The sequence below is a fragment of the Lysobacter sp. Hz25 genome (genome assembly GCF_046097045.1).
GTDB lineage: Bacteria > Pseudomonadota > Gammaproteobacteria > Xanthomonadales > Xanthomonadaceae > Lysobacter > Lysobacter antibioticus_B.
This window is the reverse complement of sequence record NZ_CP175666.1, coordinates 269,935-296,885: the sequence shown is the minus strand read 5'-3', so window position 1 is coordinate 296,885 and position 26,951 is coordinate 269,935. Positions and strand designations below refer to the sequence as shown.

Genomic DNA, 26,951 nt, shown 5'->3' with positions numbered 1-26,951 from the left:
GGTGCTCGCCGCTCCGATCGCGGCACGCGACTTCATCGCTCGCCCATCGCCGCATCGGCCGCCCTGCGCATGCCGAGCGCTGTGCGGGCTCTCATCCTGGAACCGCTCCATGCGCAACGCCCAGATCGAAGACCTGCTGCCGCTGTCGCCGTTGCAGCACGGCTTCCTGTTCCACGCCCTCTACGACCACGAGGTGCAGGACAGCTATGTCGTGCAGATGGTGTTCGCGCTCGATGGCGCGCTCGATGCGGCAGCGTTGCAAGCGGCGGCGCAGGCGCTGTTGCGGCGCCATGCCAGCCTGCGCGCGGCCTTCGTCCACCACAAGATCAAGGAGCCGGTGCAGGTCATCCAGCGCGAGGTCGAGCTGCCGTGGCGCGAGATCGATCTGGGCGATCTGCCTGCAGACGAGCGCGCCAAGGCGTTGGCGCAGGCGATCGCCGACGATCAACAGCAGCGCTTCGAACTGACCCGTGCGCCGCTGCTGCGCTTCGTGCTGGTGCGCCAGTCGGCGACCCGGCATTACCTGTTGTTCACCAGCCACCACATCCTGCTCGACGGCTGGTCCTCGCCGATCCTGCTGCAGGAGTTGTTCGCGTTGTACCGCAACGGCGCCGACGCGCAGGCACTGCCGCGGGTCACGCCCTACCGCGACTACATGCGCTGGCTGGCCTCGCGCGACGCCGCCGCGGCGCGCAGCGCCTGGCGCGATGCCTTCGCCGGCTTCGAGGAACCGAGCCGGATCGCAGCGGCCACGACCGCGGCGGCGGTGCCCGACACCTTGCGTATCGACCTGCCCGACGCGCTGGTGCAGTCGTTGACCCGACTGACCCGCGGCCTGGGCGTGACCCTCAACACCGTCGTGCAGGCCGCCTGGGGGCTGTTGCTCGGTCGGCTTACGCATCGTCGCGACGTCGCCTTCGGCACCACCGTGTCGGGCCGTCCGCCGGAGCTGGCCGGGGTCGAGCAGATGGTCGGCTTGTTCATCAACACCTTGCCGCTGCGCTTGCAATGGCGGCCGGACGAATCGGTGCGCGACCTGCTGCTGCGTCTGCAGCGCGAGCAATCGGCGCTGCTCGATCACCAACACCTCGGCCTGACCGAGATCCAGCGCCTGGCCGGTCACGGCGAGCTGTTCGACACCCTGGTGGTGTTCGAGAACTTCCCGGTCGGCGACGGCGACGACGACGCGCCCGATGCATTGCGCATCGCCCTGCACAGCCACCACGGCGGCGACACCTCGCACTACCCGGTGGGCCTGGCGCTGATTCCAGGCCAGCCGTATCAACTCAAGCTGAGCTACCGCCCCGATCTGTTCACGCGTGACGAGGTGCGGCGCCTGGGCGGGCGTTATCAACGTCTGCTGGAGGCCTTCGTCGCCGATGCGCAGCAGCCGGTTGGGCGCATCGAGCTGCTCGACGCCGCCGAGTCGACGCAGGTGCTGCGCGACTGGAATGCGACCGAGCACGCGGTGCCGGCACAAACCCTCGCTGAACTGCTCGCCGCACAAGCCGTGCGCACGCCCGAGGCGGTCGCCGTCGTGTTCGAGGGCGAGCGCTTGAGTTACGCCGGACTCGACGCGCGCGCCAACCGCCTCGCCCACCGCCTGATCGCCGACGGCATCGGCCCGGAAGACCTGGTCGGCGTGGCCTTGCCGCGTTCGCTGGAGTTGGTCGTCGCCCTGTGCGCGGTGCTCAAGAGCGGCGCGGCTTACCTGCCGCTCGACACCGATTACCCGAGCGACCGCCTCGCCTACATGATCGCCGACGCGGCGCCGGTGCGGATCCTGACGCGCGGGGATGTCGTCGAACGCTTGCCCGCCCACGAGGGTTTGTGGCTGCTCGACGATGCAGGGCTCGTTGCAGAATGGGCCGGCTGTGCGGATACGTCGCCGACCGACACCGATCGCACGCGTCCGCTGCAGCTCGATCACCCGGCCTACGTGATCTACACCTCCGGTTCGACCGGCACGCCGAAGGGCGCGGTGATTCCGCACCGCGGCATCGTCAACCGCCTGGCCTGGATGCAGGGCGAGTACGGACTGCAGGCCGACGACGCGGTGCTGCAGAAGACCCCGACCAGCTTCGACGTGTCGGTGTGGGAGCTGTTCTGGCCGCTGCTGCACGGCGCCCGCCTGGTGGTCGCGCGCCCCGACGGCCATCGCGACCCGGCTTATCTCGCTGACCTGATCCAGCGCGAACAGGTCACCACCGTGCACTTCGTCGCCTCGATGCTGGAGATGTTCGTGCAGGAGCCGGGCGCGGCCGCCTGCACCAGCCTGCGCCGCATCGTCTGCGGCGGCGAAGCGCTGTCGGCCGATCTGCATCGCCGCGTCGCCGCGCACATCGGCCGGCCGCTGCATCATTCCTACGGCCCGACCGAGGTCTCGATCGGCGTCACCGCCTGGCCCTGCCGCGATGTCGAAGACGGGCCGATCCCGATCGGCGGGCCGATCTGGAACACGCGCTTGTACGTGCTCGACAACGCGCTGCGGCCGGTGCCGGCCGGGGTCACCGGCGAGCTGTATATCGCCGGCCCCGGGCTGGCGCGCGGTTACCTGCGCCGCGCCGCGCTCAGCGCCGAGCGTTTCGTCGCCGACCCGTTCGTCGCCGGCGAACGCATGTACCGCTCCGGCGACTTGGCCAGCTGGCGCGAGGACGGGGTCATCGTCCACCGCGGTCGCGTCGATCACCAGGTCAAGCTGCGCGGCTTCCGCATCGAACTCGGCGAGATCGAAGCCGAGCTCGCCCGCGCCGGTTATCCGCGCAACAGCGCGATCGTGCGCGAGGACCGGCCGGGGCAGAAGCAGATCGTCGCCTATGTGGTCGCCGATACCACGAAACAGAACGAGATCGACCGCGACGCGCTGCGCGAGACCCTGGCCGCGCGCCTGCCCGAGTACATGGTCCCGGCCGCGATCGTCGTCCTCAATGCCCTGCCGCAGTTGCCCAACGGCAAGCTCGATCGCAAAGCGCTGCCGGCGCCGGACTTCGTCCCGGCCAGCCAGCGCGCCCCGCGTACTCCGCGCGAACAAACCCTGTGCGCGCTGTTCGCCGAGGTGCTCGGCCTGTCGGACGAGCACGCCGCCCAGCTCGGCATCGACGACAGCTTCTTCGTCCTCGGCGGCCATTCGCTGCGGGCGATCCGCTTGATCAGCCGCATCCGCGCCGAACTCGACGTCGAGCTGTCGATCCGCAGCCTGTTCGAGCACCCGACCGTCGCCGGTCTCGCCGGCGCGCTCGATCCGAGCCAGCACCGGCGCCTGGCGCTGCGGCCGATGCCGCGGCCGCAGACTTTGCCGCTGTCGTTCGCGCAACGCCGGCTGTGGTTCCTGCACCAGTTCGAAGGCCCCAGCGCGACCTACAACATGCCGCTGGCCTTACGCCTGGACGGTGAGTTGAACGTGGACGCGCTGCGCGCCGCGCTCGCCGACCTGTGCCAGCGCCACGAAAGCCTGCGCACCGTATTCCCGGTCGGCGAGGTGCCGAGCCAACAAGTACTCGAACATGCGGCACCGGCGCTGGAGACCCTCGACAGCGACGAAGCCGGCCTAGCCGACGCGCTGTCCGCGGCCGCCGCCTACGCCTTCGACCTGCGCCACGAGATCCCGCTGCGCGCGACCCTGGTCCGGCTCGGCCCGCAACAACACGCGCTGCTGCTCTTGCTGCATCACATCGCCGGCGACGGCGCCTCGCTGGCGCCGCTCGCGCGCGATCTGGCCGAAGCCTACGCCGCGCGTCTCGACGGCAACGCGCCTATCCGCGCGCCCCTGCCGGTGCAATACGCCGACTACACCCTCTGGCAACAGCAACTGTTGGGCGATGACGCCGATCCCGACAGCCTGATCGCGACGCAAGTCGCCTATTGGCGCGACACCCTGGCCGGCCTGCCCGAACAGATCGAACTGCCGAGCGACCGCCCGCGCCCGCCGCGCGCGAGCTATCGCGGCGGCCAGTGCGGCTTCGCCCTCGACGCCGATACCCATGCGCGCCTGCGTGCCGTCGCGCGACGCCACCATGCGACCTTGTTCATGGTCCTGCAGGCCGCGCTGGCCGCGACCCTGACCCGGCTCGGCGCCGGCACCGACCTCGCCATCGGCACGCCGGTCGCCGGCCGCCAGGACGACGCCCTGCACGAACTGGTCGGGCTGTTCCTCAATACCCTGGTGCTGCGCACCGACACGAGCGGCAACCCGCGTTTCAGCGAGCTGCTGGCGCGGGTACGCGCCACCGACCTGGCCGCATTCGAACATCAGGACCTGCCGTTCGAGCAATTGGTCGACACGCTGAAACCCGAGCGCTCCCTGAGCCACCATCCGCTGTTCCAGGTGCTGTTGGTGTTGCAGAACACCGAGCAGGCCGAGCTGCACCTGCCCGGCCTGCACGCCCGCGCGGCCGAGTTCGCTCTCGATGTGGCCAAGTTCGATCTGAGCTTCGCCTTCAGCGAACGCTACGACGACGCCGGCCAGGCCGGCGGCCTCGACGGCGCGCTCGAATACGCCAGCGACCTGTTCGACCCGGCCACCGCCGAGGCGATCGCGCTGCGGCTGCAGCGCATGCTGATCGCCGTCGCCGAAGACGACCGCCGGCTGATCGGCGCGGTCGAGTTGCTCGACGCCGATGAGCGCCGGCGCCTGCTGCGCGAGTGCAACGACACCGCACACACCGTCGAACTCGAATCGGTCGCGGCCGCGTTCGAGCGCCAGGTCGCGTCGACCCCGCACGCCATCGCCGTGATCGGCGACGGCGTCGAGTGGAGCTACGCCGAACTCGACCGCCGCGCCGAAGCGCTCGCCCACGCACTGCGCCGTCGCGGCGCCGGCGCCGAACGCGGCGTCGCCCTGCTGCTGCAGCGTTCGCCCGATCTGGTCGTGGCGGTGCTGGCCGTGCTCAAGACCGGCGCCTATTACCTGCCGCTGCACGAGCAGCACCCCGACGAGCGCCTGGGCCAATTGCTGGCCGAGACCGAAGCCGCCGTCTTGATCGCCGATGCCGGCATCGATGCACGCAGCTTGACCCATCCGAATCTGCTGCGTCTGGACCGCTTCGATTTCGACGCGTCCACCGAGCCGCGCACGCGCAAGCCGGCCATCCATCCCGAGCAACTCGCCTACGTCATGTACACCTCCGGCTCGACCGGGGTGCCGAAGGGCGTGGCCGTGCGTCAGCGCGACGTGGTCGAGTTCGCCCGCGACCGCCGCTTCGCCAGCGGCCACGAGACCGTGCTGCTGCATTCGACCCACGCCTTCGACGCCTCGACCTACGAGCTGTGGGTGCCGCTGCTCAACGGCGGGCGCATCGTGGTCGCGCCGGCCGCAGCGCTCGATGCGCTCGATTTCCGCCGCGTCATCGCCCGCCATCGTCTGTCGACCTTGTGGCTGACCACCGGCCTGTTCCACGAATTCGCCGAGTCCGCGCCGGACTTGTTCGCCGGCCTGGCCCAGATCTGGACCGGCGGCGAAGTGCTGTCGGTCGATACCGTGCGGCGGCTGCAGGCACGACACCCGCATCTGCGCCTGGTGCATTGCTATGGCCCCACCGAGACCACCACCTTCGCTGTGAGCGGCGCGATCGCGGCCTTGGACGAACACATCCACAACGTCCCGATCGGCACACCCCTCGACAACATGCAGGCCTACGTGCTCGACGAGGCGCTGCAACCGGTGCCGGCCGGCGTGCCGGGCGAGCTGTACATCGCCGGTGCGGGCCTGGCCCGTGGTTATCTGCAGCGCCCCGCCTTGAGCGCCGAGCGTTTCGTCGCCAATCCCTTCGCGACCGGCCAGCGCATGTATCGCTCCGGCGACCGCGTGCGCTGGCGCGACGGCCGCATCGAGTTCGTCCGCCGCATCGACCAACAGGTGAAGATCCGCGGCTTCCGTATCGAACTCGGCGAGATCGAGGCTGCGCTCGCTCGCGCCGGTTGGCCGCACAACCTCGTCGTCGCCCGCGAAGACCGCCCGGGGCAGAAGCGGCTGGTCGCCTATCTGGTCGGCGACCGTGAACGGTTCGAACGCGACCGACTCGAACGCCTGCGCCGCGCACTCGCCACGCAACTGCCCGAGTACATGCTGCCGGTCGCCTTCGTGGTGCTCGATCGCCTGCCCTTGACCGCGAACGGCAAGCTCGACCGCGCCGCCCTGCCGTCGCCCGATGCCGATGCCGCTGCGGCCGGCGGCCGCGGCCCGCGCAACTTGGTCGAGCAGACTCTGTGCACACTGTTCGCCGAAGTCCTCGGTGTGCAACGGGTCGGCATCGACGACGACTTCTTCGCCCTCGGCGGGCATTCCCTGCTGGCCACGCGTCTGCTCGGCCGGATCCGCGCCGAGCTCGGCAGCGAAGTCGCGCTGCGCAGTCTGTTCGAGGCGCCGACGGTCGCGGCCCTGGCCCAGCGCCTCACGAGCGGCGCACGTACACGCCCGCCGCTACGACGGCAGGAGCGGCCGGCGACCTTGCCGCTGTCGTTCGCGCAGCAGCGCCTGTGGTTCCTGCACCAGTTGCAAGGCCCCAGCGCCACTTACAACATTCCGTTGGCCTTGCATCTGCAGGGCGAGCTCGATGCGGACGCGCTCGAATGCGCCCTCAACGATCTGATCGCCCGTCACGAAAGCCTGCGCAGCATCGTCCCGCTGACCGATACGCCGCAGCAGTGCGTGCTCGATCGCGCCGAGTTGCGTCTGGCGACAGTCGAACTCGACGAGTCCGACTTGCCGGCGGCGCTCAATGCCGCGGTCGCCCATGCCTTCGACCTGAGCCGGGAGCTGCCGCTGCGCGCGCAGTTGTTCCGGCTCGGCCCGCAACGGCACGCCCTGCTGCTGTTGCTGCACCACATCGCCGGCGACGGCGCCTCGCTGGCGCCGCTGGCGCGCGACCTCGCCAGCGCCTACGCGTCGCGGTTGCGAGGCCAGCCGCCGGCGTGGATACCGCTGCCGGTGCAGTACGCCGACTACACCCTCTGGCAACGGCAATGGCTCGGCGACGAGCGCCGCCCGGACAGCACGATCGCCCGGCAAATCGGCTACTGGCGCGAAGCCCTCGCCGGCCTGCCGGAGCGCATCGCGCTGCCGCAGGACCGGCCGCACCCGCCGGCGGCGAGCCATCGTGGCCGTCGTCTGTCGTTCGCCGTCGACGCCGACACTCACGCGCGCCTGCTCGCGCTGGCGCAAGGCCGCAACGCCACCTTGTTCATGGCCCTGCATGCGGCCCTGGCCGCGACCCTGAGCCGGCTCGGCGCCGGCGACGACTTCGCCATCGGCACGCCGATCGCCGGCCGCGTCGATCCGGCCCTCGACGGTTTGATCGGCCTGTTCGTCAACACCCTGGTGCTGCGCAGCGACACCTCCGGCGACCCGAGCTTCGAGGAGTTGCTCGACCGCGTGCGCCGCGTCGACCTCGCTGCCTACGAGCACCAGGACCTGCCGTTCGAGCATCTGGTCGAGGCCTTGAACCCGGCGCGCTCGCTGTCGCATCACCCCTTGTTCCAGGTGATGCTGAGCCTGCAGAACGGCATCGGCGCCGATGCCGAACTGGTATTGCCCGGCCTGAGCCTGCGCACCCAGGCCTTCGACCTCGACATCGCCAAGTTCGAGCTCAGCCTCGGCTTCAGCGAATGCCGCGACCGCGACGGCCGCCCCGACGGACTCGACGGCAGCATCGAGTACGCCACCGATCTGTTCGACGACGCCACGGCACGCGACATCGCCGAACGACTGCAACGCCTGCTGCGGGCGATCGCGATCGACCCGAGCCAACCGATCGGCGGCATCGCCCTGCTCGGCGAAGACGAACGGCAGCGGCTGCTCGCAAGCGGCCGCGGCGACGAGGCTGTCGAGCCGATCACCGTAAGCGCGGCTTTCGAGCGCCAAGTCGCCCTCACGCCGACCGCGCCGGCCCTGGTGTTCGGCGACAGCGTGCTGAGCTATGCCGAACTCAACCGCCGCGCCAATCGCCTCGCCCATACCCTGATCGGCCGCGGCATCGGCCCGGAAGACCGGGTCGCGCTGGTGTTGCCGCGCTCGCCGCACACGCTCGTCGCGGTGCTCGGCGTGCTCAAGGCCGGCGCCGCCTTCGTGCCGCTGGACCCGGAGTATCCGCTCGATCGCCTCGCTTACATGCTCGACGACGCCAGCCCGCGCCTGAGCATCGGCGACCGCGCCGGTCGCACCCGCTTGCCGGCACTGGCCGACGCGGCCTGGTTCGGCCTCGACGACGAGACCAACCTCGCCGCGATCGACGACAGCCCGCTGCACAACCCGAGCGATCGCGAACGAGTGAGCGCGCTGCGGGCGCAGCACCCGGCCTATGTCATCTACACCTCCGGCTCCAGCGGCCGGCCCAAGGGCGTGGTCGTCGCTCACGCCGGCATCGCCAACCTGATCGAAAGCGGTGTCGAACCGCTCGCCATCGGCGCCGATGCGCGCGTGCTGCAGTTCGCCTCGCTGAGTTTCGATGCCGCGTTCTGGGAGCTCTGCATGGCGCTGTTGTCCGGCGCCGCACTGGTGATGGCCGAGTCCGAGCGCCTGCTGCCCGGCCCGGCCCTGACCGCAACGATGCGCGCGCATCGCATCACCCATGCGCTGCTGCCACCGGCGGTGTTGTCGCTGTTGCACCCGGACGACCTGCCGGACTGCCGTCGCCTGATCGTCGGCGGCGATGCCTGTGCGCCCGCGCTGGCCCATGCCTGGGCGCAAGGCCGCGGCTTGATCAATGCCTACGGCCCGACCGAGACCACGATCTGCACGAGCATGACCGCGCCATTGGCGAGCGACGTCGTGGCATCGCAGCACCGCTTGCCGATCGGGCGCGCGGTGCGCGGCAGCCGCCTGCATGTGCTGGATGCGCGCCTGCGTGCGGTGCCGGTCGGCGTGCCCGGCGAGCTCTACATCGGCGGCCCGGGGCTGGCGCGCGGATACCTCGATCGCCCCGGCCTGAGCGCCGAGCGCTTCGTCGCCGACCCCGATGCGCCCGGCGAACGCATGTACCGCTCCGGCGATCTGGCGCGCTGGCGGCGCGACGGCCAGCTCGAATTCCTCGGCCGCGCCGACCGCCAGCTCAAGCTGCGCGGCTTCCGCATCGAACCCGGCGAGATCGAAGCCGCACTGGCCGAGGCCGGTTTCCCGCACAACACCGTCGTCGCACGCGATGGCCCGCACGATCAGCCGCGCCTGGTCGCTTATCTGGTCGCTGCGAACGTCGACACCGCGGCGCTGCGGCGCCGTCTCGCGTTGCGCCTGCCCGAGCACATGCTGCCGGCGGCCTTCGTCGTCCTCGAACGCTGGCCGCTGACGCCGAACGGCAAGCTCGACCGCCGCGCCTTGCCGGCGCCCGGGCTCGATGCGGCCGCGACCGAACACTACGCAGCGCCGCGCGGCGAGGTCGAACGAACCGTCGCGGCGCTGTGGCAGGAATTGCTGAGCCTGCCGCGGGTCGGCCGCCACGATCACTTCTTCGAGCTCGGCGGGCACTCGCTGTTGGCGGTGCGCTTGATCGAACGCATGCGCCAGGCCGGGCTGATCGCGCGCGTGCGCCTGCTGTTCGCTCAGCCGACCCTGGCCGCCTTCGCGGCCTCGGTGGAAACCGCGGCAATCGAACATCGCACGCAGCCCGAGGTGCCCACGTACGCGATCCTCGCCGATTGCACCGCGATCACGCCGTCGATGCTGCCGCTGGCGAACCTGAGCCAGGCCGCGATAGACCGTTTGATCGCCGAGGTGCCCGGCGGCGCCGGCAACGTCCAGGACATCTACCCGCTCGCGCCCTTGCAGGAGGGGCTGCTGTACCACCACCGCACCGCCCAGGCCGGCGACCCTTACCTGCTGCAAGCGCTGTTCCGCTTCGACAGCCGCGCCCGCCTCGACGCGTTCCGCGACGCTTTGCAGGCGGTGATCGACCGCCACGACATCCTCAGGACCGCGATGGCCTGGGAGGGTCTGGCCGAACCGGTGCAAGTGGTGTGGCGACGCGCGCAGCTGCCGATCGAGGAGATCGCCCTGGATCCGGGGGCCGGCGCTGTCGCCGCGCAGTTGCAAGCCCAAGTCGATCCGCGTACGCGTCGGCTCGACGTGCGTCGCGCACCGCTGCTGCGTTTGAGTTGCGCACGCGACGGCGCCGACGGGAGTTGGGTCGGTGCGCTGCAGTTTCATCACATGGCCCTGGACCACACCGCACTCGAGGTGGTGCAACGCGAGATGCAGGCGTTCTTGCACGGCGAGATGGCGAGCCTGCCCGCGCCGGTGCCGTACCGCGACTACGTAGTGCAGGCGACCCTCGCCCAAGGCCAGGCCGCGCACGCAGCCTTCTTCCGCGACCTGCTCGGCGATGTCGACGAGCCGACCTTAGCGTTCGGCGTCGACGGATCGCCGGCCAAGAGCCACGACAAACCCGGCACGCAGGACACAGCCACAGGCGACGACGAAGCCCACGAGGAACTAGACAGCGAACTCGATCAGCGCCTGCGCACACAGGCGCGGCAACTCGGGGTCGGCGTGGCGAGTCTGCTGCACTTGGCTTGGGCGCAGGTGTTGGGACGGTTGAGCGGACGCGACGACGTGGTGTTCGGCACCGTGTTGTTCGGCCGTTTGCACGGTGCCGCGCACTCCGATCGCGCCCTGGGCATGTTCATCAACACCCTGCCTTTGCGCGTCGCGCTGACCGCAGACGTCCGTGCAGCGGTGCAGGCCACCCACGCAAGCCTCGCCGCGTTGTTGGAGCACGAACACGCGCCGCTGGTGCTGGCGCAGGCCTGCAGCGGCGTCGCCGCGCCGCGGCCGCTGTTCAACAGCCTGCTCAACTACCGCCACAGCGCGCCGACCGCCGAGGCCGCCTGGCCCGGCATCGAGGCCCTGGACTCGGCCGCGGGCGAACGCACCCACTATCCGCTGACCGTGGCGGTCGACGACCTGGGTACGGGCTTCGCCCTCGGCGTGCGCACCCGTGCCGGCATCGATGCCGCGCGCGTTTGCGCCTGCCTGCGCCAGTCGCTCGAATCCCTGGTCGACGCGCTCGAACACGCGCCGCACACGCCGGTGCTCGGTCTCGAAATCTTGCCGCCGCGACAGCGCGAGCAAGTCCTGGTCGGCTTCAACACGCCGCAGATGGACGCCGCTGAAGATGACTGCCTGCATCGCCGTTTCGAGGCGCAGGCCGCGCGCAGCCCGGACGCGGTCGCGCTGAGCTATGAAGGCGCCACGCTGACCTATGCCGAACTCAACGCCCGCGCCAACCGGGTCGCCCACCGTCTGCTCGCACTCGGCATCGCGCCCGACGACCGCGTCGGCCTGTGCGCCGAGCGCGAGCCGGAGTTGGTGATCGGCGTGCTCGGCATTCTCAAGGCCGGTGCCGGCTATGTGCCCTTGGACCCGGCCTATCCGGCCGAACGGCTGCGCTATCTGCTCGACGACAGCGCGCCGGTGGCGGTGCTGGCGCCGTCGCAGATGCACGAGACGCTGGGCGCGACCTCGGTACCGCTGCTCGAACTGAACACCGAGGCCTTCGCCGACCTGCCGACGCACGACCCACAGTTGCCCGCACTCGGGCCCCAACATCTGGCCTACGTGATCTACACCTCGGGTTCGACCGGGCAGGCCAAGGGCGTGATGGTCGAACACCGTCAGGTCGCGCGTTTGTTCGCCGCGACCGCGGCGCAGTTCCGGTTCGGCGCCGACGACGTCGGCGTGCTGTTCCATTCCTTCGCCTTCGATTTCTCGGTCTGGGAGCTGTGGGGCGCCTTGCTGCACGGCGGGCGGCTGTTGCTGGTGTCGCGACCGACCAGCCGTTCGCCGCAAGAGTTCTACGAATTGTTGTGCCGCGAAGGCGTGACCGTGCTCAACCAGACCCCGACCGCATTCCGTCACCTGATCGCCGCGCAGAGCCGCAGCCAGCACCGCTTGCGGGTGGTGATCTTCGGCGGCGAAGCGCTGCAGACGAACCTGCTCGCCCCCTGGTACCGGCGCGCCGACAACGCACGCACCCAGTTGGTCAACATGTACGGCATCACCGAGACCACGGTGCACGTGACCTACCGCGCTCTGAGCGCGGCCGACGCCGAGCACAGCGGCGCCAGCCCGATCGGGCGCGCCCTCGCCGACCTGCGCGTCTACGTGCTCGACGCGCAGCGCCAACCGCTGCCGATCGGCGCGATCGGCGAGCTCTACGTGGCCGGCGCCGGCGTCGCGCGCGGTTATCTGCATCGCCCGGCGCTGACCGCGGAACGCTTTCTCGACGATCCGTTCTGGCCGCAGGCGGCGCACGCGCGCATGTATAAAACCGGCGACCTCGGCCGCTGGTTGCCCGACGGCAGCCTCGAATACCTCGGCCGCAACGACGATCAGGTCAAGATCCGCGGCTTCCGCATCGAGCTGGGCGAGATCGAAACGGCCTTGCAGCAAGTCGCAGGCATCGAGCAGGCGCTGGTCGTCGCGCGCGACGACGGCCCCGGCGAGGGCAGCCCCGGCAAGGACGTTCTCGTTGAGGCCGGTCCTGCTGTGGATGGTCCCGCCGAGAAGCGCCTGATCGCCTATTACACCGGCCCGTCGCTGCCGGCCGAAACCCTGCGCGCGCGGCTGCAGGCGCGCTTGCCCGAGCACATGCTGCCGGCGGCCTATGTGCACCTGCCGCAGTGGCCGCTGACCGCCAACGGCAAGCTCGACCGCAAGGCCTTGCCGGCGCCTGACCTGGATGCGGTCGCGACCCGCCGCTACGAAGCGCCGCGCGGCGAAGTCGAGACCACGCTCGCCGGCATCTGGTGCGAGCTGCTCACACTCGACCGGGTCGGCCGCCACGATCACTTCTTCGAGCTCGGCGGCCATTCGCTCAAGGCGATCAACCTGGTCGCGCGCGTCGCCGAGGCCTTCGACGGCCAGTCGCTGTCGTTGCTGGCCTTCTATGCGCAGCCGACGATCGCGGCGCTGGCGCAGTCTCTGCAAGCCGGACAGGCCGCGGCTTACGACCCGGTGCCGCAGTTGTTGGCGAGCCGCGCCCGCAGCGAACTGACGCTGCTGTGCGTGCCCTATGCCGGCGCCTCGGCGACGATGTTCCAACCGCTCGCCGAGCACCTGGCCGCATTGGACCCGCGCATCAGCGTGTATGCAGTGGCGATGCCGGGCCGCGACGACGCCGAGGCCGGCGCCGGACTGCGCGACCTCGATGCGCTGGCCGCACTCTGCGTCGAGCGCCTGCTGGCGAAGACCGACCGCGAGATCGGTCTGTACGGCCACTGCGTCGGCAGCGTGCTGGCGCTGGAAATCGCCCGCCGCCTGGAAGCGGCCGGGCGGCCGCTGAAGTTCGTCTGCGTCGGCGGGGTGCTGCCGCTGTCGAGGCTGTCGCGATGGCTGCTCGGGCGCGATCCCTGGAAGTCCACCAGCGATGCGCAACTGCGCGAACTGATCCGGGCCTGGGGCGGGTCGACCGAGGGCCTGCACGAGGACGCACTGCAACGCCTCAGCGCCGGCTTCCGCCAGGACGCCCGCCTGGCCGCGGCCCACCTCAAAGGCCGGCCGCCACCGCGGATCCAGGCCCCGCTGTTCAACATCAACAGCGAGGACGACCCGCTGACCCGCGGCCATCGCCGCAAGTACCGGCGTTGGCGGGCCTGCTCGGAGCGGGTCCACGCCATCGTCCTGGCCGACGGCGGGCATTACTTCGTCAGCCGGCAGCCGGCACAAGTCGCCGCCATCGTCCACGCCATCGACCGGGGCCACGGCCTGCTGGGCCGCAGCCGCGGCGGCGTCATCGACTGGGGCTGAGCGCCAGGCGCTCCGGCGATCACGGCGGGCCGGCCTCTGCGGCGGCCCGATCCGGCCGGCCGCCGCCGCGCAAGGCCTGCGCGGCTTCACCCGCCGCGAATCCGGGCCGCGCCATCCTGCCCATATCGCCATCTCGCACCTCGAAACAACCAACGCGCATTTCCCTAGGCGTGGGCCGCTGGGATAGCGTCCCACCCCTCTGTCCCTATCCAGACGGCCGCCCACGCCACATGAGCGAGCACGCCCTGCCCCTACCGACCTCCGCCGTTCGTTGGCGCCGGCCGTTGCCCGGTTTCGGGCTCGGCCTGGGGCTGGGCCTGACCTGGCTCGGCCTGGTCGTGCTGTTGCCGCTGGCGGCGCTGATCCTGCGTTCGGGCGGATTGGGGCTGGCCGGGTGGCTGCGCGCGATCGGCGATCCGCGGGTGATCGCCTCGCTCAAGGTCAGTTTCGCCACCGCCTTCATCGCCGCAGTGTGCTCGCTGCTCGGCGGCGCTCTGATCGCCTGGGTGCTGGAACGCTATCGCTTCAGCGGCCGGCGCCTGCTCGACGCCCTGGTCGACCTGCCATTCGCCTTGCCGACCGCGGTCGCCGGTATCACCCTGGCGGCGATCTACGACGAAAACGGCTGGGTCGGCCAGTTGCTGCAGCCGCTCGGCATCAAGCTGGTCAACAACACCACCGGCATCGTCATCGCCCTGATCTTCATCGGCCTGCCGTTCGCGGTGCGCACCGTGCAGCCGGTGCTCGAAGCGCTGGGCCGCGAGCAGGAAGAGGCCGCCGCCTCGCTCGGCGCCTCGCGCCTGACCACCTTGCGGCGGGTGATCCTGCCCGAGCTGCTGCCGGCGCTGCTGACCGGTTTCTCGCTGGCGTTCGCGCGCGGCCTGGGCGAGTTCGGCTCGGTCATCTTCATCGCCGGCAACCTGCCGATGAAGACCGAGATCGCCCCGCTGCTGATCACCATCCGCCTGGAAGAAGAAGGCGGCGTGACCGCGGCGATCGTGTTGGCCACCCTGCTGTTGCTGATGTCCTTCGCCTGCCTGGTCGCGATCAACGCCGCCTCGGCCCTGTTCGCTCACGGGAGCCGCCGCGATGGCTGACGCGCGCGACCAATTGCAGGAACCGGCCTGGGTGCGCTGGACTCTGATCACGCTCGCCGTGGCGATCATGGCCCTGGTGCTGGTGCTACCGCTGCTGATGCTGCTGGGCGCCGCGTTCGGCAGCGGGCTCAAGGTCTGGATCGCCGCGGTGACCGAGCCGCACACCTTGTCGGCGCTGCGCCTGACCCTGCTGACCGCGGCGGTGGTGGTGCCGGTCAACGCGATCTGCGGCGTGTTCATGGCCTGGGCGCTGACCCGTTTCGAATTCCGCGGCAAGCGCACCTTGTTGGCCTTGATCGACCTGCCGTTCGCGGTGTCGCCGGTGGTCGCGGGTCTGTGCCTGGTGCTGTTGTTCAGCCCGACCCACGGTTACTTCGCCGATCTGCTCAATCAATACGACATCAAGATCCTGTTCGCCACGCCCGGCATCGTCCTGGCGACCATGTTCGTGACCTTCCCCTTCGTGGTGCGCGAGCTGATCCCGCTGATGGAGCAGCAAGGCAGCGACGAAGAACTCGCCGCGCGCTCGCTCGGCGCCAGCGCCTGGACCATGTTCTTCCGGGTGACCCTGCCGAACATCAAGTGGGGCCTGTTGTACGGCGTGCTGTTGTGCAGCGCGCGCGCGATGGGCGAATTCGGCGCGGTCACGGTGGTGTCGGGCAACATCATGGGCAAGACCAATACGCTCTCGCTGCACGTCGAGGTCTTGTACAAACAACTCGGCGGCGAAGCCGCGGCCGCATTCGCCGTCGCCTCGCTGCTCGCCGGCCTGGCCCTGGTCACCCTGGTCTTCAAGATCTGGCTCGAGGCACGTCACGGCGACGCGCTCGCGCGTTCGCATCGCCGACACTGATTCACAGGTAATCGCCCGACATGGATCTGCACATTCAAGCCATCGCCAAGCGCTACGCGACCGTCGCCGCGCTCGACTCGGTCGACCTCGACGTCGCCTCGGGCGAACTGGTCGCCTTGCTGGGGCCGTCGGGCTCGGGCAAGACCACCTTGCTGCGGGTGATCGCCGGCCTGCTGCAGCCCGACTCGGGCCGCCTGCTGTTCGGCGACCAGGACGCGACCCGGCTGAGCCTGCGCGAGCGCAACGTCGGCTTCGTGTTCCAGCACTACGCCTTGTTCAAGCACATGAGCGTGGCCGAGAACATCGCCTTCGGCCTGCGCAGCCGGCCGCGCGCGCGCCGGCCCGACAAGGCCAGCATCGCCCAGCGCGTGCAGGAGCTGTTGAACCTGATCCAGTTGCCGGAACTCGGCGCGCGCTATCCGGAACAGCTCTCGGGCGGGCAGAAGCAGCGCGTCGCGCTGGCCCGCGCGCTGGCGATCGACCCGACCGTGTTGCTGCTCGACGAACCCTTCGGCGCGCTCGACGCCAAGGTCCGCATCGAGCTGCGCCGCTGGTTGCGGCGCCTGCACGACCAGACCGGGCAGACCACCTTGTTCGTCACCCACGACCAGGAAGAAGCGCTGGAGCTGGCCGACCGCGTGGTCGTGCTCAAGGACGGCCGCATCGAACAGGTCGGCACCCCCGATGAGATCTACAGCGCGCCGGCCTCGGCCTACGTGTTCGACTTCATCGGCCGCGCCAACGTCATCGAAGGCCAGACCGAAGGCGGCCAGCTCTCGGTCAACGGCCACGCCCTGCGCCTGCCGGTCGACAGCCACAGCCGCAGCCGCGCGCGCCTGTACGTGCGCCCGCACGACATGGCCCTGGTCGCCGACGGCGAAGGCCTGCCGGCCCGGGTGCTGTCCGCGCACCGCCTGGCCGAACGCATCACCCTGGAATTGTTGGTCGAAGGCCAGACCCGGCCGCTGGAACTCGACCTGGTCGCGACCCCGGACGCGGTCACACCCGCCCCCGGCAGCACCGTCCACGTGCGCCCGCTGCGCTATCGGGTGTATTCGGACTAAGGGTCGTCCAGAGCCCTCACCCCACCCCTCTCCCGTCAACGGGAGAGGGAGCTAAAGCAGATTCGATATCGCAGGGGCGGTTGGAAGGCGCCTGAAACCCTCGTTGTTACGAGCCCTGGTGGTAAAGCCCCTCTACCGCTTGCGGGAGAGGGGTTGGGGTGAGGGCGCCTTGCCCGGTTTGGCAGAACGCAGCGTCCGCATCCGGGCGCGACCGCCGGTCGCAGGCCGCCGCGACCGCCGGGGGTAAACTAGCGCCCATGACCTATCCCTATTCGCGCCCGCGGCGGATGCGCCGCGACGAATTCTCGCGGCGCCTGATGCGCGAGACCGTCCTCACCGCCGACGACCTGATCTATCCGGTCTTCGTCCACGAACTCGACGGCCGCGCCCCGGTCGGCTCGATGCCCGGCATCGAACGTCTGTCGATCGAGGAACTGCTGCGCGTGGCCGAACGCGCCAGCGAGCTGCGCGTGCCCGCGCTCGCGCTGTTCCCGGTCACCGCGCCGGAGGCCAAGTCGCTCGACGCGGTCGCCGCCTGGGACGAAGACGGCCTGTGCCAACGCGCGATCCGCGCGCTCAAGCAGCGCTTCCCCGAACTTGGCGTGATCACCGACGTCGCCCTCGACCCCTACACCAGCCACGGCCAGGACGGCCTGGTCGACGACAGCGGCTACGTCATGAACGACGAGACCGTCGAAGCCCTGGTCAAGCAGGCGCTGTCGCACGCCGCCGCCGGCGCCGACGTGGTCGCGCCCAGCGACATGATGGATGGCCGCATCGGCCAGATCCGCAACGCGCTCGAGCTCGACGGCCACATCCACACCCGCATCCTCGCCTACAGCGCCAAGTACGCGTCGAGCTTCTACGGCCCGTTCCGCGATGCGGTCGGCTCGGCCGGCGCGCTCGGCAAGGGCAACAAGTACACCTACCAGATGGACCCGGCCAACAGCGACGAAGCGTTGCGCGAAGTCGCGCTCGATCTCGACGAAGGCGCCGACATGGTCATGGTCAAGCCGGGCATGCCCTACCTCGACATCGTGCGCCGGGTGAAGGACGAATTCGGCGTGCCGACCTTCGTCTACCAGGTCAGCGGCGAGTACGCGATGCTGCGCGCGGCGATCCAGAACGGCTGGCTCGACGAACGCGGCTGCGTGATGGAAGCGCTGACCTCGATCAAGCGCGCCGGCGCCGACGGCGTGCTGACCTACTTCGCGCTCGATGCGGCGCAGTGGATGCGCGAGGCCCGCTAAGGCCTCGCTCGACACCGCGCAGGCAAACGCAGCATCGGCGCGACGCCGCCTGCTGCGTTTCGCACGGCGTCGCCATCGCGGCGCTCGCCGTGCGCATGCGTATCAGCGCGCCGCGCTCGCGACGCAACCGTCCTGGCCCGTCGCCGCCGGCGCCTTCATCCGGTACAGATCCATCTTGCCGGCGCGCGGCGCTTTCGCCGAGCCGGTGACCAACAGTTCGCCGGGCTTGTTCCAGTCGATCGCCGGGCCGAGCGTGTGGGCCTCTTCGGTATTGAACGACAACGCAAGCGGCGCGGCCTGCGCATAGCGCGCGCCGTCGCAGTGGGCGACGTACAAACGGATCGGTAGTTTCTCCACGTCCCTGGAACGCGCGAACACGAGGGTCTTGCCGTCGCCGAGCCAGGCGGCATCGAATTCGTCGTCGGCGCTGTTCACGCCGGGCACCGGCTTGGGGTCGACGAACGCCTGGCCATTCCAGCGGGCGACGAACAAATCGTGACGGCCGCTGCCGCCAAAGCCGTCGCTGGCGAACAAGAGATGACGGCCGTCGCGGCTCGGCGTCGGCGCCCATTCGTCGCCGCGGCCGTTGACGCCACGGCCGAGGTTTTCGGCCGGGCCGTAGCCGCCGTCGTCGCGCACCGCGGCGCGATAGAGATCGTCGCCGCCGTGGCCGCCGGGGCGGTTGGAAAAGAAGTACAGCCAGCGCCCGTCGGCACTGAAGGCGGGGTCGAAATCGTTGGCCTTGGCGTTCAGCGGCAACGGCTTCGCGTCCTGCCAGCGGCCATCGATCAGGCTGGCCTGCCACAGGTCCCAGCCGCCGGCGCCGCCGCTGCGGTCGGTGCTGCCCCAGACGATGCGCCGTCCGTCGGGAGACACGGCCGCGCGTACCTCACTGTGCACGGTTGAAACAACTCCCATGCCTTCTATGCCGAATTCGGACAGGGCCGCCTGGACCGTGCTGGCGAGCCCGCAGGCGAGGAGTAGACTGAGGCCGAACCGGACCCTGGCGTGCCGCATCGTGCGTCTCCCGAACTAGGGTCACCAGTCTAGAACGAGGCGCGTCCATGTCGATCGATTCCAGTTCGTCCAGCCCTGTCCTTCGCTATGCGGTCTTCGGTCATCCGGTCGCGCACTCGCTGTCGCCGCGCATCCATGCCGCGTTCGGGCGCCAGCTCGGCATCGCCCTGGAATACACCGCCATCGACGCCGCGCCGGAGCAATTCGACGTCGCCCTCGCCGCGTTCGCGGCCGAAGGCGGCCTCGGCGCCAACATCACCCTGCCGCTGAAGACGCGCGCGGCGAGCATCTGCAGCCACCTCAGCGAACGCGCGCAACGCGCCGGCGCGGTCAACACCCTGATCCGCAGCGCGACCGGCTGGGAAGGCGACAACACCGACGGCACCGGCCTGATCCGCGACCTCACCGAACGCCACGGCCTGGACCTGCGTTCGCGCCGCACCTTGCTGATCGGCGCCGGCGGCGCCGCGCGCGGCGTGGCCCCGGCCCTGCTCGATGCCGGCATCGGCGATCTCTACATCGTCAACCGCACCAGCGAACGCGTCGATGCCTTGGCCGACGCGCTCGGCATGCCCGGCCGCGTGCATCCGCGTTATCTCGCCGACGTCGCCACGCTCGGCAACTTCGACCTGATCGTCAACGCCACCTCGGCCGCGCGCGACGACGCCATGCCGACCCTGCCGATGAGCCTGGCGACACCGCGCACCGCCGCGGTCGACCTGAGCTACGGCGAGGTCGCGATTCCGTTCCTGGCCTGGGCGAAGGTCGCCGGCGCCCACGACCGCATCGACGGGCTCGGCATGCTGGTCGAACAGGCCGCCGAGAGCTTCGAACGTTGGCACCGCAAGCGCCCGGACACCGATCCGGTCTACGCGATGCTGCGCGAACGCGCCGACGCCCTGGTCACCGCCGACTGACCCGGCGATGACGGCGATCGACCGCGACGCGGCGCCCGACGACGGCGCCGCGACCGTTTCCGGCCCCGGCGAGCGCAAGCCGACGGCGCGAGCGGACTTCGCCGGCGCCCACCCCGGCCGCGGCCCCGACACGATCTTTCATTTCGCCGCGCCGGCCGATTGGCAACGGGCGCAGGCCACCGGCGCCTATGCCCCGGACGGATGGACGCGCGAAGGCTTTGTGCACTGCGCGACGCAGGCGCAACTCGACGGTGTCATCGGACGCCATCAACGCGGGCGCGGCGCCTTGCTTGTGCTGAGCATCGACGCGGCCGCGCTCGGCCCGGCCTTGCGCTACGACTGGAGCGAACGCAGCGGCGACTATTTCCCGCACGTGTACGCGCCGATTCCCTTGGACGCGGTACGCGCGGTCGAGCCGTTCACGGCGCCGCCATGAACTTCGCCTGCCGCGCGCATTGCGGCGCCTGCTGCATCGCGCCTTCGATCACCTCGCCGATCCCGGGCATGCCGCACGGCAAACCGGCCGGCATCCCCTGTGTGCAACTCGACGACGAACTGCGCTGCCGTCTGTTCGGCAAGCCGGAGCGGCCGGCGTTCTGCGGTTCGCTGCAGCCGGCGCAAGAAATGTGCGGGACCTCGCGCAGCGATGCCTTCGCCACGCTGAGCGCGCTCGAGATCGCGACCCGCCCCTGAGGCCGCAACGCCAGCGCAGCGCGCAGGACGGACATAGCCCGCCCTGCGCGTCTGCGCTCGCCGTCAGCGGCGGATCACCGACCAACCGGTCGGATAGGCGGGCATCTCGACGCCGATGAAACCATCGCCTTGCGACTGCCACAACTGCATCACGCTGCCATTGCTCCAGACGATATCGGTGCGCCCGTCGCCGCTGAAATCGCCGGTCTGGGCCACGCGCCAGGTCGGTCCGGGCTGATAGCCACGGCCGTACACACGCGTCCCGCCGTCCATCGCCCAGACCGCGAAATGGCCCAGCTCCGGATGGCGCCACATCAGGTCGGCCCTGCCGTCGCCGGACACGTCGCCGGCCGCCGTCAGCTCCCAGCCTTGCGGGTAGTCCGGCATCGCGTCACCGACGAAACCCAGGCCCGCCCCGGCGCGCCACAACTGCATCTGCTGGCCGTTGGTCCAGATCACGTCGAGGCGGCCGTCGCCGCTGAGGTCGCCGCTGCCGGCTACCCACCAGTCCGGACTGGTCACGTACGAGGCGCTGGCGATCACCTGCGGGCCCTTCATTGCCCATAGCGCGGCCGCGGTGTTGCTTTCGTTGCGCCACAGCAGATCGGCATTGCCGTCGCCGTTGATGTCGCCGACCGCGACTACGCGCCAGCCGGCCGGATAGTCGGCCATCGCTTCGCCGCGGAAGTGGCCGTTGCCGAGTCCTTCCCACAGCTGCATCTGGGTCCCGTTGGTCCAGACCAGGTCGAGCTGGCGATCGCCCTGGAAGTCGCCGGTGGCGAGCACTCGCCAGTCCGGCGGCACCGCATGACCGATGCCTTCCACGCGCGCGGCGCCGTCCATTTTCCAGATCGCCACATGCTGGCGCGCGTCATCGCGCCACAGCAGGTCGGACCGGTTGTCGCCGTCGATATCGCCGAGCGCGAGCGCGCTCGGCTTGCACTGCTGACCGTAGTAGATCAGCAGGCCTTCGGTGTTGCTGGCGGCGACCACGTCGCGGCAACCATCGCCGTTGACGTCGCCGGTGGCGAGGTCCCTCGCGCCCGGCGCCGGATACGCAGTCTCTTCCGACAAACCGAAATCGGTTTGCTGGTAGACCGCGATCCGGTTCGAGGCCAGCGTCACCAGGTCGTCGCGACGGTCGCCATCGAGGTCGGCCACCTGCGAATCGGCGAACGCGTGCGGCGCCGGGATGTACTCGAGCGCGCCGGCCTGCGAACGCTCGACCACGATCGTGTCGTAGGGCGAGTTGTAGTAGGCCGACACCAGGTCGAGATACTGGTCGTCGTCGAAGTCGCCGACGTTGATCTCCATGATGTTGCTCCACAACATCTCCTGCGCCGGCTTGAAACCGCTGCCGCCGTCGTGCTCGAACATGAAGACGCGATTGCTCGACGAGGACACCGCGACGATGTCCTCGATGCCGTCGTCGGTCAGATCGGCGGCGAGGATTTTCGCGCCGCCCCGCACGGTGGTCGCGATCGGGGTCGCAGCGCCCAGTCGGCCGTCGCCGCTGCCCAGCAGCACGTTGTAGTCACTGCCGTTCGAGTCGCCGAGGTCGTCGACCTGATGCACGACATCGGGCTTGCCGTCGCGGTTGACGTCCATCACCGCCAGAGAGCCGCCCAGGCCGCGCAGGGACGGCAGCGGAAAATGCCGGCCCGCGAGCGTTCCGTCGCGGCTGCCCAGGAATACCGAGACGCCCGAGCGCATGCCGATCAGGATGTCCTGGATGCCGTCGCCATTGAGGTCGGCCAGGGCCATGTCGGACTTGCCGTACGGGAACTCGTTCTCGTAGGAGGCGCTGACCGGCGCGGCCAGACCGCCGCCGGCCTGACGGGCGTACACCACGACCTTGTGGACCAGGGGCGCGTTCGGCAGATCGCCGTAGCCGGTCGCGACCACGATGTCGTCGCGACCGTCGCCGGTCACGTCGCCGACCTCGACCAGGGTCGCGGTGCCCGGCACCGGCAGCGCGGCCTGGGGCAGCAGCGTGCTGCCGTTGTGGCGCGGCAGACCCCGGCTCGCCAACGCGACTTTGCGCACGCGATTGTTCTCGGTGTCGGCGATGTAGGCATTGCCGTCGCTGTCGGTGGCGACTCCGTAGGGCCGCTTGACCAGCGCCTCGGTGGCGTCGCCGCCATCGCCGCCGAAGCCCGGGATGTTCGCGCGGCCGGCGACCGTGGCGATCGCCCCGTCCTTGACCCGGCGCAGGCGCGAACCTTCGGATTCGAGCACGAACAACTGCCCGTTCGCATCCACCGCCACGCTGCGCGGTACGTCGAGTTTCGCCTCCAGCGCGACACTGCCGTTCTGCACGGCACCGCCGCCGGCGACCGTGACGATGAGCCCGTCGGTGCCGAGCTTGCGCACGCGCGCGCTGCCGGTGTCGGCGATATAGAGCGCGCCGGCGGCGTCGAACGCCAGGCCATGCGGCGACGACAAGGCCGCCTGCAACGCCGGCACGCCCTCGCCGCTCGAGCCGCCTGCGCCGCTGCCGGCCACGGTGGTCAGACGGCCGTCGGCATCGAGCCTGCGGATGACATGATTGCGGGTGTCGGCGATGTAGAGCAGGCCATCGGGACCGATCGCCAGTCCGGTAGGGTAGTTCAAGGGGCTTTGCGTGGCGATACCGTCGCTCGCCGCGCCGGCGACGCCGGTGCCGGCGACCGTATGGATGATGCCGCCGGTATCGATCTTGCGGATGCGCTGGTTGTAGGTGTCGGCGATATACACGTTGCCGGCGGCATCGATCGCTATCGCTCCAGGCACGTTCAACTGCGCGTCGATGGCCGCCATGCCGTCGCCGGCATAGCCCATCGTGCCGGTACCGGCGATGACGCGGGTCCGGCCGTCGGGCGCGATGTGGCGGATGATCGCCGCTTCGGCCAGATAGATCTCGCCGGCCGGCGTGATCGCGATGTTCTGCGGATAGGTCAGTTCGACCCGCGTGGCATAGCTGCCGCCGCGGCCGCCGCCGGCGACGGTGGTGATGTCCGCGCCCGGCGATGCGGACGAGAATGCGGCGCAGAACGCGCCGACGGTCAATGCGGTGATGGTACGCACCCAGCCCCCTGTTCGATGTGCTTGGTATGGAATGAAGCATCGCGCGCGGTGGCGCCGAACCACTCCCTTGGTTCGGCGCCGCCACGATGGCGATGCGAAGGCCTCAGCGGCGGATCACCGACCAGCCGAGCGGATAATCCGGCATCGGCGTCTGGGTGAAGCCGTTGCCCTGCGACTGCCATAGGTTCATCAGGCTGCCGTTGCTCCAGACGATGTCGATGCGTCCGTCGCCGGTGAAGTCGCCGGTCTGCGCCACGCGCCAGTCCGGACCCGGCTGATAGCCCATGCCGAACACGCGCTGGCCGCCGGCCATCGCCCACACCGCGAAGCTGCCGGTGGCGGGATGACGCCACATCAGGTCGGCCATGCCGTCGCCGGTGACGTCGCCGCTGGCCGTGAGTTCCCAATCCTGCGGATAGCCCGGCATCGCAGCGCCGGCGAAACGCAGTGCCGCGTCCGCACGCCACAACTGCATTTGTCTGCCGTCGGTCCAGATCACGTCGAGACGGCCGTCACCGCTGAGGTCGCCGCTGCCGGCCACCCACCAGTCCGGGCTCGTCGCATACGACGCGCTGTCGATCACTTGCGCGCCCTTCATCGCCCACAGGCCGGCCGCGGTGTTGGCATCGTTGCGCCACAACAGGTCGGCATTGCCGTCGCCATTGACGTCGCCGACCGCGACCACGCGCCAACCGGCCGGATAATCGGCCATCGGCACGCCGCGGAACTGACCGTTGCCGAGACCTTCCCACAGCTGCATCTGGGCACCGTTGGTCCAGACCAGGTCGAGCTTGCGGTCGCCCTGGAAATCGCCGGTCGCCAGCACCCGCCAATCCGGCGGCACCGCATGACCGATGCCTTCCACGCGCACGGCGCCGTCCATCTTCCAGATCGCCACGTGCTGGCGCGCATCGTCGCGCCACAACAGGTCGGACTTGCCGTTGCCGTCGACGTCGCCGGGCGTGCCTCGCGTGCAGCCTTGGCCCTGGAACACCAGGATGCCCTGCGTGCTGCTGAGCGCCACCGCGTCCTTGCAACCGTCGCCATCGACGTCGCCGACCGCGATATCGGCGATGTTCGGCGCGGCATAAGCCTGTTCTTCCGACAAGCCGAACTCGGTCTGCTGATACAGCACCAACTGTCCGGTCCTGGCCACCAGGAAATCGTCGCGGCGGTCGCCGTTGAGGTCGGCGACTAGGGGCTTGTAGGCCAGGCCCGGGCCCGGAATCGACTCCAACTGCTCGGAGCCGGCGTGCCGCAGGACCACAGTGCTGTACTGCAGATTGGATCGCAGCGAAACGAGATCGGGACGTCCATCGTTGTTGAAATCGCCGACATCGGCGGTGCCGCTATCGGAATCGATCATCCGCTCGAGCCTGAAGCCGTTTGCGCCATCGTGCTCGTACAGATAGGCGCGCCGGGAAGCGTCTACCGACAGCAGATCCTTATAACCGTCGCCGTTGACGTCGCCGGCGACGATCCTGGTAGCTCCCGGCGTACTCGTGTCGACCGACATCGTCGAGGTCAGCCGGCCGTCGCCGGCGCCGAGGAAAATCACGATGTCGAGCGCTTGCGCGCTACCGGAGGGAAGCAACTGATGGGCGACGTCGGCGTTACCGTCCAGATTGGCATCGATGATCGCCAACGAGGCACCCATGACTCCGCTGTCGACCCAGTAGCGCCGGCCGTCGAACACGCCGTCGCGGCTGCCTCGGAACACCGTCACGCCACCGCTGTCGCCCAGGATCATGTCCTTGATGCCGTCTTTGTTGAGATCGGCCAGTACGAGGTCGGACACCTCCGTGTAGTCCAGATGGGAATAGGACGTCACGATCGGAGCGGCATAACCGCCGCTCGCCTGACTGGCGTACACCAGGACCTTGCCGGCATAAGCGGCATCGCCGCTCAAGCGCGTGGCCACCACGATATCGTCGCGGCCGTCGCCGGTTACGTCGCCGACCTCGATGGCACGCGCGTTGCCTGGGTTCGGGCCGGGGACGACGGTGGACGCCACGAAGGAGCTGCCGGTCGCGCGCGGCAAACCGCCGCCGGCGAACGCGACCTTGCGCACCCGGTTGTTCATCGTATCGGCGATGTAGAGATTGCCTTCGCTGTCCGTCGCCAGGCCGTAGGGCCGGCCCAGGCTGGCCTCGGTCGCTTCGCCGCCGTCGCCGCTGCCGCCGTCGACATACGAACGACCCGCGACCCGGGTCGCCGTGCCGTTACTGATCTTGCGCACCCGCCGGGCGTAGTTTTCCATCACGAACAGGTTGCCGTTCGCGTCGGCCGCAACGGCGTAAGGCGTGACGAGCAAGGTGGTGAGCGCACCGGAGTCGGTTTCGTCGGTGCCGCCGCCGGCCACGGTCGTGATGATGCCGCCGGCGATCTTGCGCACGCGCCCGTTGCCGGTATCCGCGACCAATAGCGCACCGCCGGCATCGAACGTCAACCCGTTCGGCTGGGACAGGCTCGCCTGCAGCGCCGGCACGCCTTCGCCCACGAAGGCGTCGTTGCCGTCGCCGGCGACGGCCACCAGCGTGCCGTCGGCATTGAGCCTGCGGATACGGTGGTTGAGGGTGTCGGCTATATAAAGCAGGCCGTCCGGCCCGATCGCCAGGCCGCCCGGGCGATTGAGCGTGCTGGCCGTCGCGAGCCCGTCGCTGGCCGGCCCGGCGACGCCGGTGCCGGCGATCGTGCGGATGATGCCGTCGCTGCCGATCTTGCGAATGCGATGGTTGTAGCTGTCGGCGATGTAGACGTTGCCGAACGCGTCCGCGACGACTGCACCCGGCTGATTCACCAAGGCCGCGCTCGCGGCTTGGCCGTCGCCGCTGTAACCCTGGGTGCCGGTGCCGGCGATGACGCTGGCGACGCCGTCGGAGCGGATCTTGCGTATCCGGGCCTGCTCGGCCAGGTAGATGTCCCCCGCCGGCGTGATTGCGATGGCCCTCGGCAGCACCAGAGTCTGACGCGTGGCGTAGTGGCCGCCGCTACCGCCACCGGCGATGGAGGTGATGATCGCGCCGTGCGACACGGATGAAAACACGGCGCAAATCGCGCCGACGGATAGCAGTTTGAAGATTCGCATCTAAGCCCCCTTCGACATGTTCCCTATGCCTTGGAAGCGACGCGTCGCTCCCTCCGCTCCTTTACCGCACCACTCCCCAGCTGTGCGCCCGGGGATATTAAGCATCGCGTCTCGCCCGCCCGAACCGCGCGGGCGCGAAGCTCCGCGCAAGCGGCCAGCCCAGACGCTGAC

11 protein-coding genes are annotated in these 26,951 nt (G+C 69.8%); 8 read left to right on the top strand and 3 right to left on the bottom strand.

All coding sequences use genetic code 11. The features are described from left to right. The first annotated feature begins 109 nt into the window (after positions 1 to 109). From ACKN61_RS01170 to hemB, 5 genes are all read left to right on the top strand, one after another. On the top strand, positions 110 to 13,735 hold the full coding sequence (locus ACKN61_RS01170; protein ID WP_408951927.1) for an amino acid adenylation domain-containing protein: 13,626 nt from the start codon (positions 110 to 112) through the stop codon (positions 13,733 to 13,735). A gap of 230 nt (positions 13,736 to 13,965) precedes the next feature. Beyond that, positions 13,966 to 14,832, top strand: coding sequence for a sulfate ABC transporter permease subunit CysT (gene cysT, locus ACKN61_RS01165; protein ID WP_036147971.1), 867 nt, complete (start codon positions 13,966 to 13,968; stop codon positions 14,830 to 14,832). Beyond that, positions 14,825 to 15,685 (top strand): sulfate ABC transporter permease subunit CysW, encoded by an 861-nt coding sequence (cysW, locus tag ACKN61_RS01160; protein ID WP_051884424.1) that lies wholly within the window; start codon positions 14,825 to 14,827, stop codon positions 15,683 to 15,685. The genes cysT and cysW overlap by 8 nt, the downstream gene beginning before the upstream one ends. Positions 15,686 to 15,705: 20 nt before the next feature. Beyond that, entirely contained in the window at positions 15,706 to 16,749 is a 1,044-nt protein-coding gene (locus ACKN61_RS01155) for a sulfate/molybdate ABC transporter ATP-binding protein (RefSeq protein ID WP_408951926.1), read from the top strand. A gap of 257 nt (positions 16,750 to 17,006) precedes the next feature. Next, positions 17,007 to 17,999 carry a porphobilinogen synthase gene (gene hemB, locus ACKN61_RS01150; RefSeq protein ID WP_408951925.1) on the top strand — a complete coding sequence of 331 codons (993 nt, stop codon included), beginning with the start codon at positions 17,007 to 17,009 and terminating at the stop codon, positions 17,997 to 17,999. A 102-nt stretch (positions 18,000 to 18,101) separates the two neighbouring features. Here the strand turns inward: hemB and ACKN61_RS01145 are convergent, their stop codons facing one another. After that, positions 18,102 to 19,016, bottom strand: a complete 915-nt coding sequence (locus ACKN61_RS01145) for a TolB family protein (RefSeq protein WP_408951924.1) — start codon at positions 19,014 to 19,016, stop codon at positions 18,102 to 18,104. A gap of 47 nt (positions 19,017 to 19,063) precedes the next feature. Here ACKN61_RS01145 and aroE point away from each other — a divergent pair, with 47 nt between their 5' ends. From aroE to ACKN61_RS01130, 3 genes are read left to right on the top strand one after another with little or no spacing between them, the layout of a single operon-like run. Continuing rightward, a complete protein-coding gene (gene aroE / locus ACKN61_RS01140) occupies positions 19,064 to 19,933 on the top strand; it encodes a shikimate dehydrogenase (RefSeq protein WP_031370685.1) in 870 nt (289 codons plus the stop codon). 7 nt (positions 19,934 to 19,940) lie between these two features. Next, positions 19,941 to 20,369 carry a DUF952 domain-containing protein gene (locus tag ACKN61_RS01135; protein WP_408951923.1) on the top strand — a complete coding sequence of 143 codons (429 nt, stop codon included), beginning with the start codon at positions 19,941 to 19,943 and terminating at the stop codon, positions 20,367 to 20,369. Next, positions 20,366 to 20,626: a YkgJ family cysteine cluster protein gene (locus ACKN61_RS01130; protein WP_408951922.1), complete on the top strand. Its 261-nt coding sequence runs from the start codon at positions 20,366 to 20,368 to the stop codon at positions 20,624 to 20,626. Before ACKN61_RS01135 ends, ACKN61_RS01130 begins: the two co-directional genes overlap by 4 nt. A gap of 63 nt (positions 20,627 to 20,689) precedes the next feature. Here ACKN61_RS01130 and ACKN61_RS01125 read toward each other — a convergent pair whose 3' ends face one another. Continuing rightward, complete coding sequence (locus ACKN61_RS01125; RefSeq protein ID WP_408951921.1) at positions 20,690 to 23,692, bottom strand: FG-GAP-like repeat-containing protein; 3,003 nt, start codon at positions 23,690 to 23,692, stop codon at positions 20,690 to 20,692. 103 nt (positions 23,693 to 23,795) lie between these two features. Further along, the gene (locus ACKN61_RS01120; protein WP_408951920.1) at positions 23,796 to 26,738 is read right to left on the bottom strand and encodes an FG-GAP-like repeat-containing protein; all 2,943 of its coding nucleotides are present in this window, start codon (positions 26,736 to 26,738) and stop codon (positions 23,796 to 23,798) included. Between the last annotated feature and the right edge of the window lie 213 nt (positions 26,739 to 26,951).

Coding starts and splice junctions, on each gene's coding strand:
- ACKN61_RS01170 (WP_408951927.1), top strand. CDS start 110: ATGCGCAACGCCCAGATCGAAGACCTGCTGCCGCTGTCGCCGTTGCAG.
- cysW (WP_051884424.1), top strand. CDS start 14,825: ATGGCTGACGCGCGCGACCAATTGCAGGAACCGGCCTGGGTGCGCTGG.
- hemB (WP_408951925.1), top strand. CDS start 17,007: ATGACCTATCCCTATTCGCGCCCGCGGCGGATGCGCCGCGACGAATTC.
- ACKN61_RS01155 (WP_408951926.1), top strand. CDS start 15,706: ATGGATCTGCACATTCAAGCCATCGCCAAGCGCTACGCGACCGTCGCC.
- ACKN61_RS01135 (WP_408951923.1), top strand. CDS start 19,941: ATGACGGCGATCGACCGCGACGCGGCGCCCGACGACGGCGCCGCGACC.
- ACKN61_RS01145 (WP_408951924.1), bottom strand. CDS start 19,016: ATGCGGCACGCCAGGGTCCGGTTCGGCCTCAGTCTACTCCTCGCCTGC.
- cysT (WP_036147971.1), top strand. CDS start 13,966: ATGAGCGAGCACGCCCTGCCCCTACCGACCTCCGCCGTTCGTTGGCGC.
- ACKN61_RS01130 (WP_408951922.1), top strand. CDS start 20,366: ATGAACTTCGCCTGCCGCGCGCATTGCGGCGCCTGCTGCATCGCGCCT.
- aroE (WP_031370685.1), top strand. CDS start 19,064: ATGTCGATCGATTCCAGTTCGTCCAGCCCTGTCCTTCGCTATGCGGTC.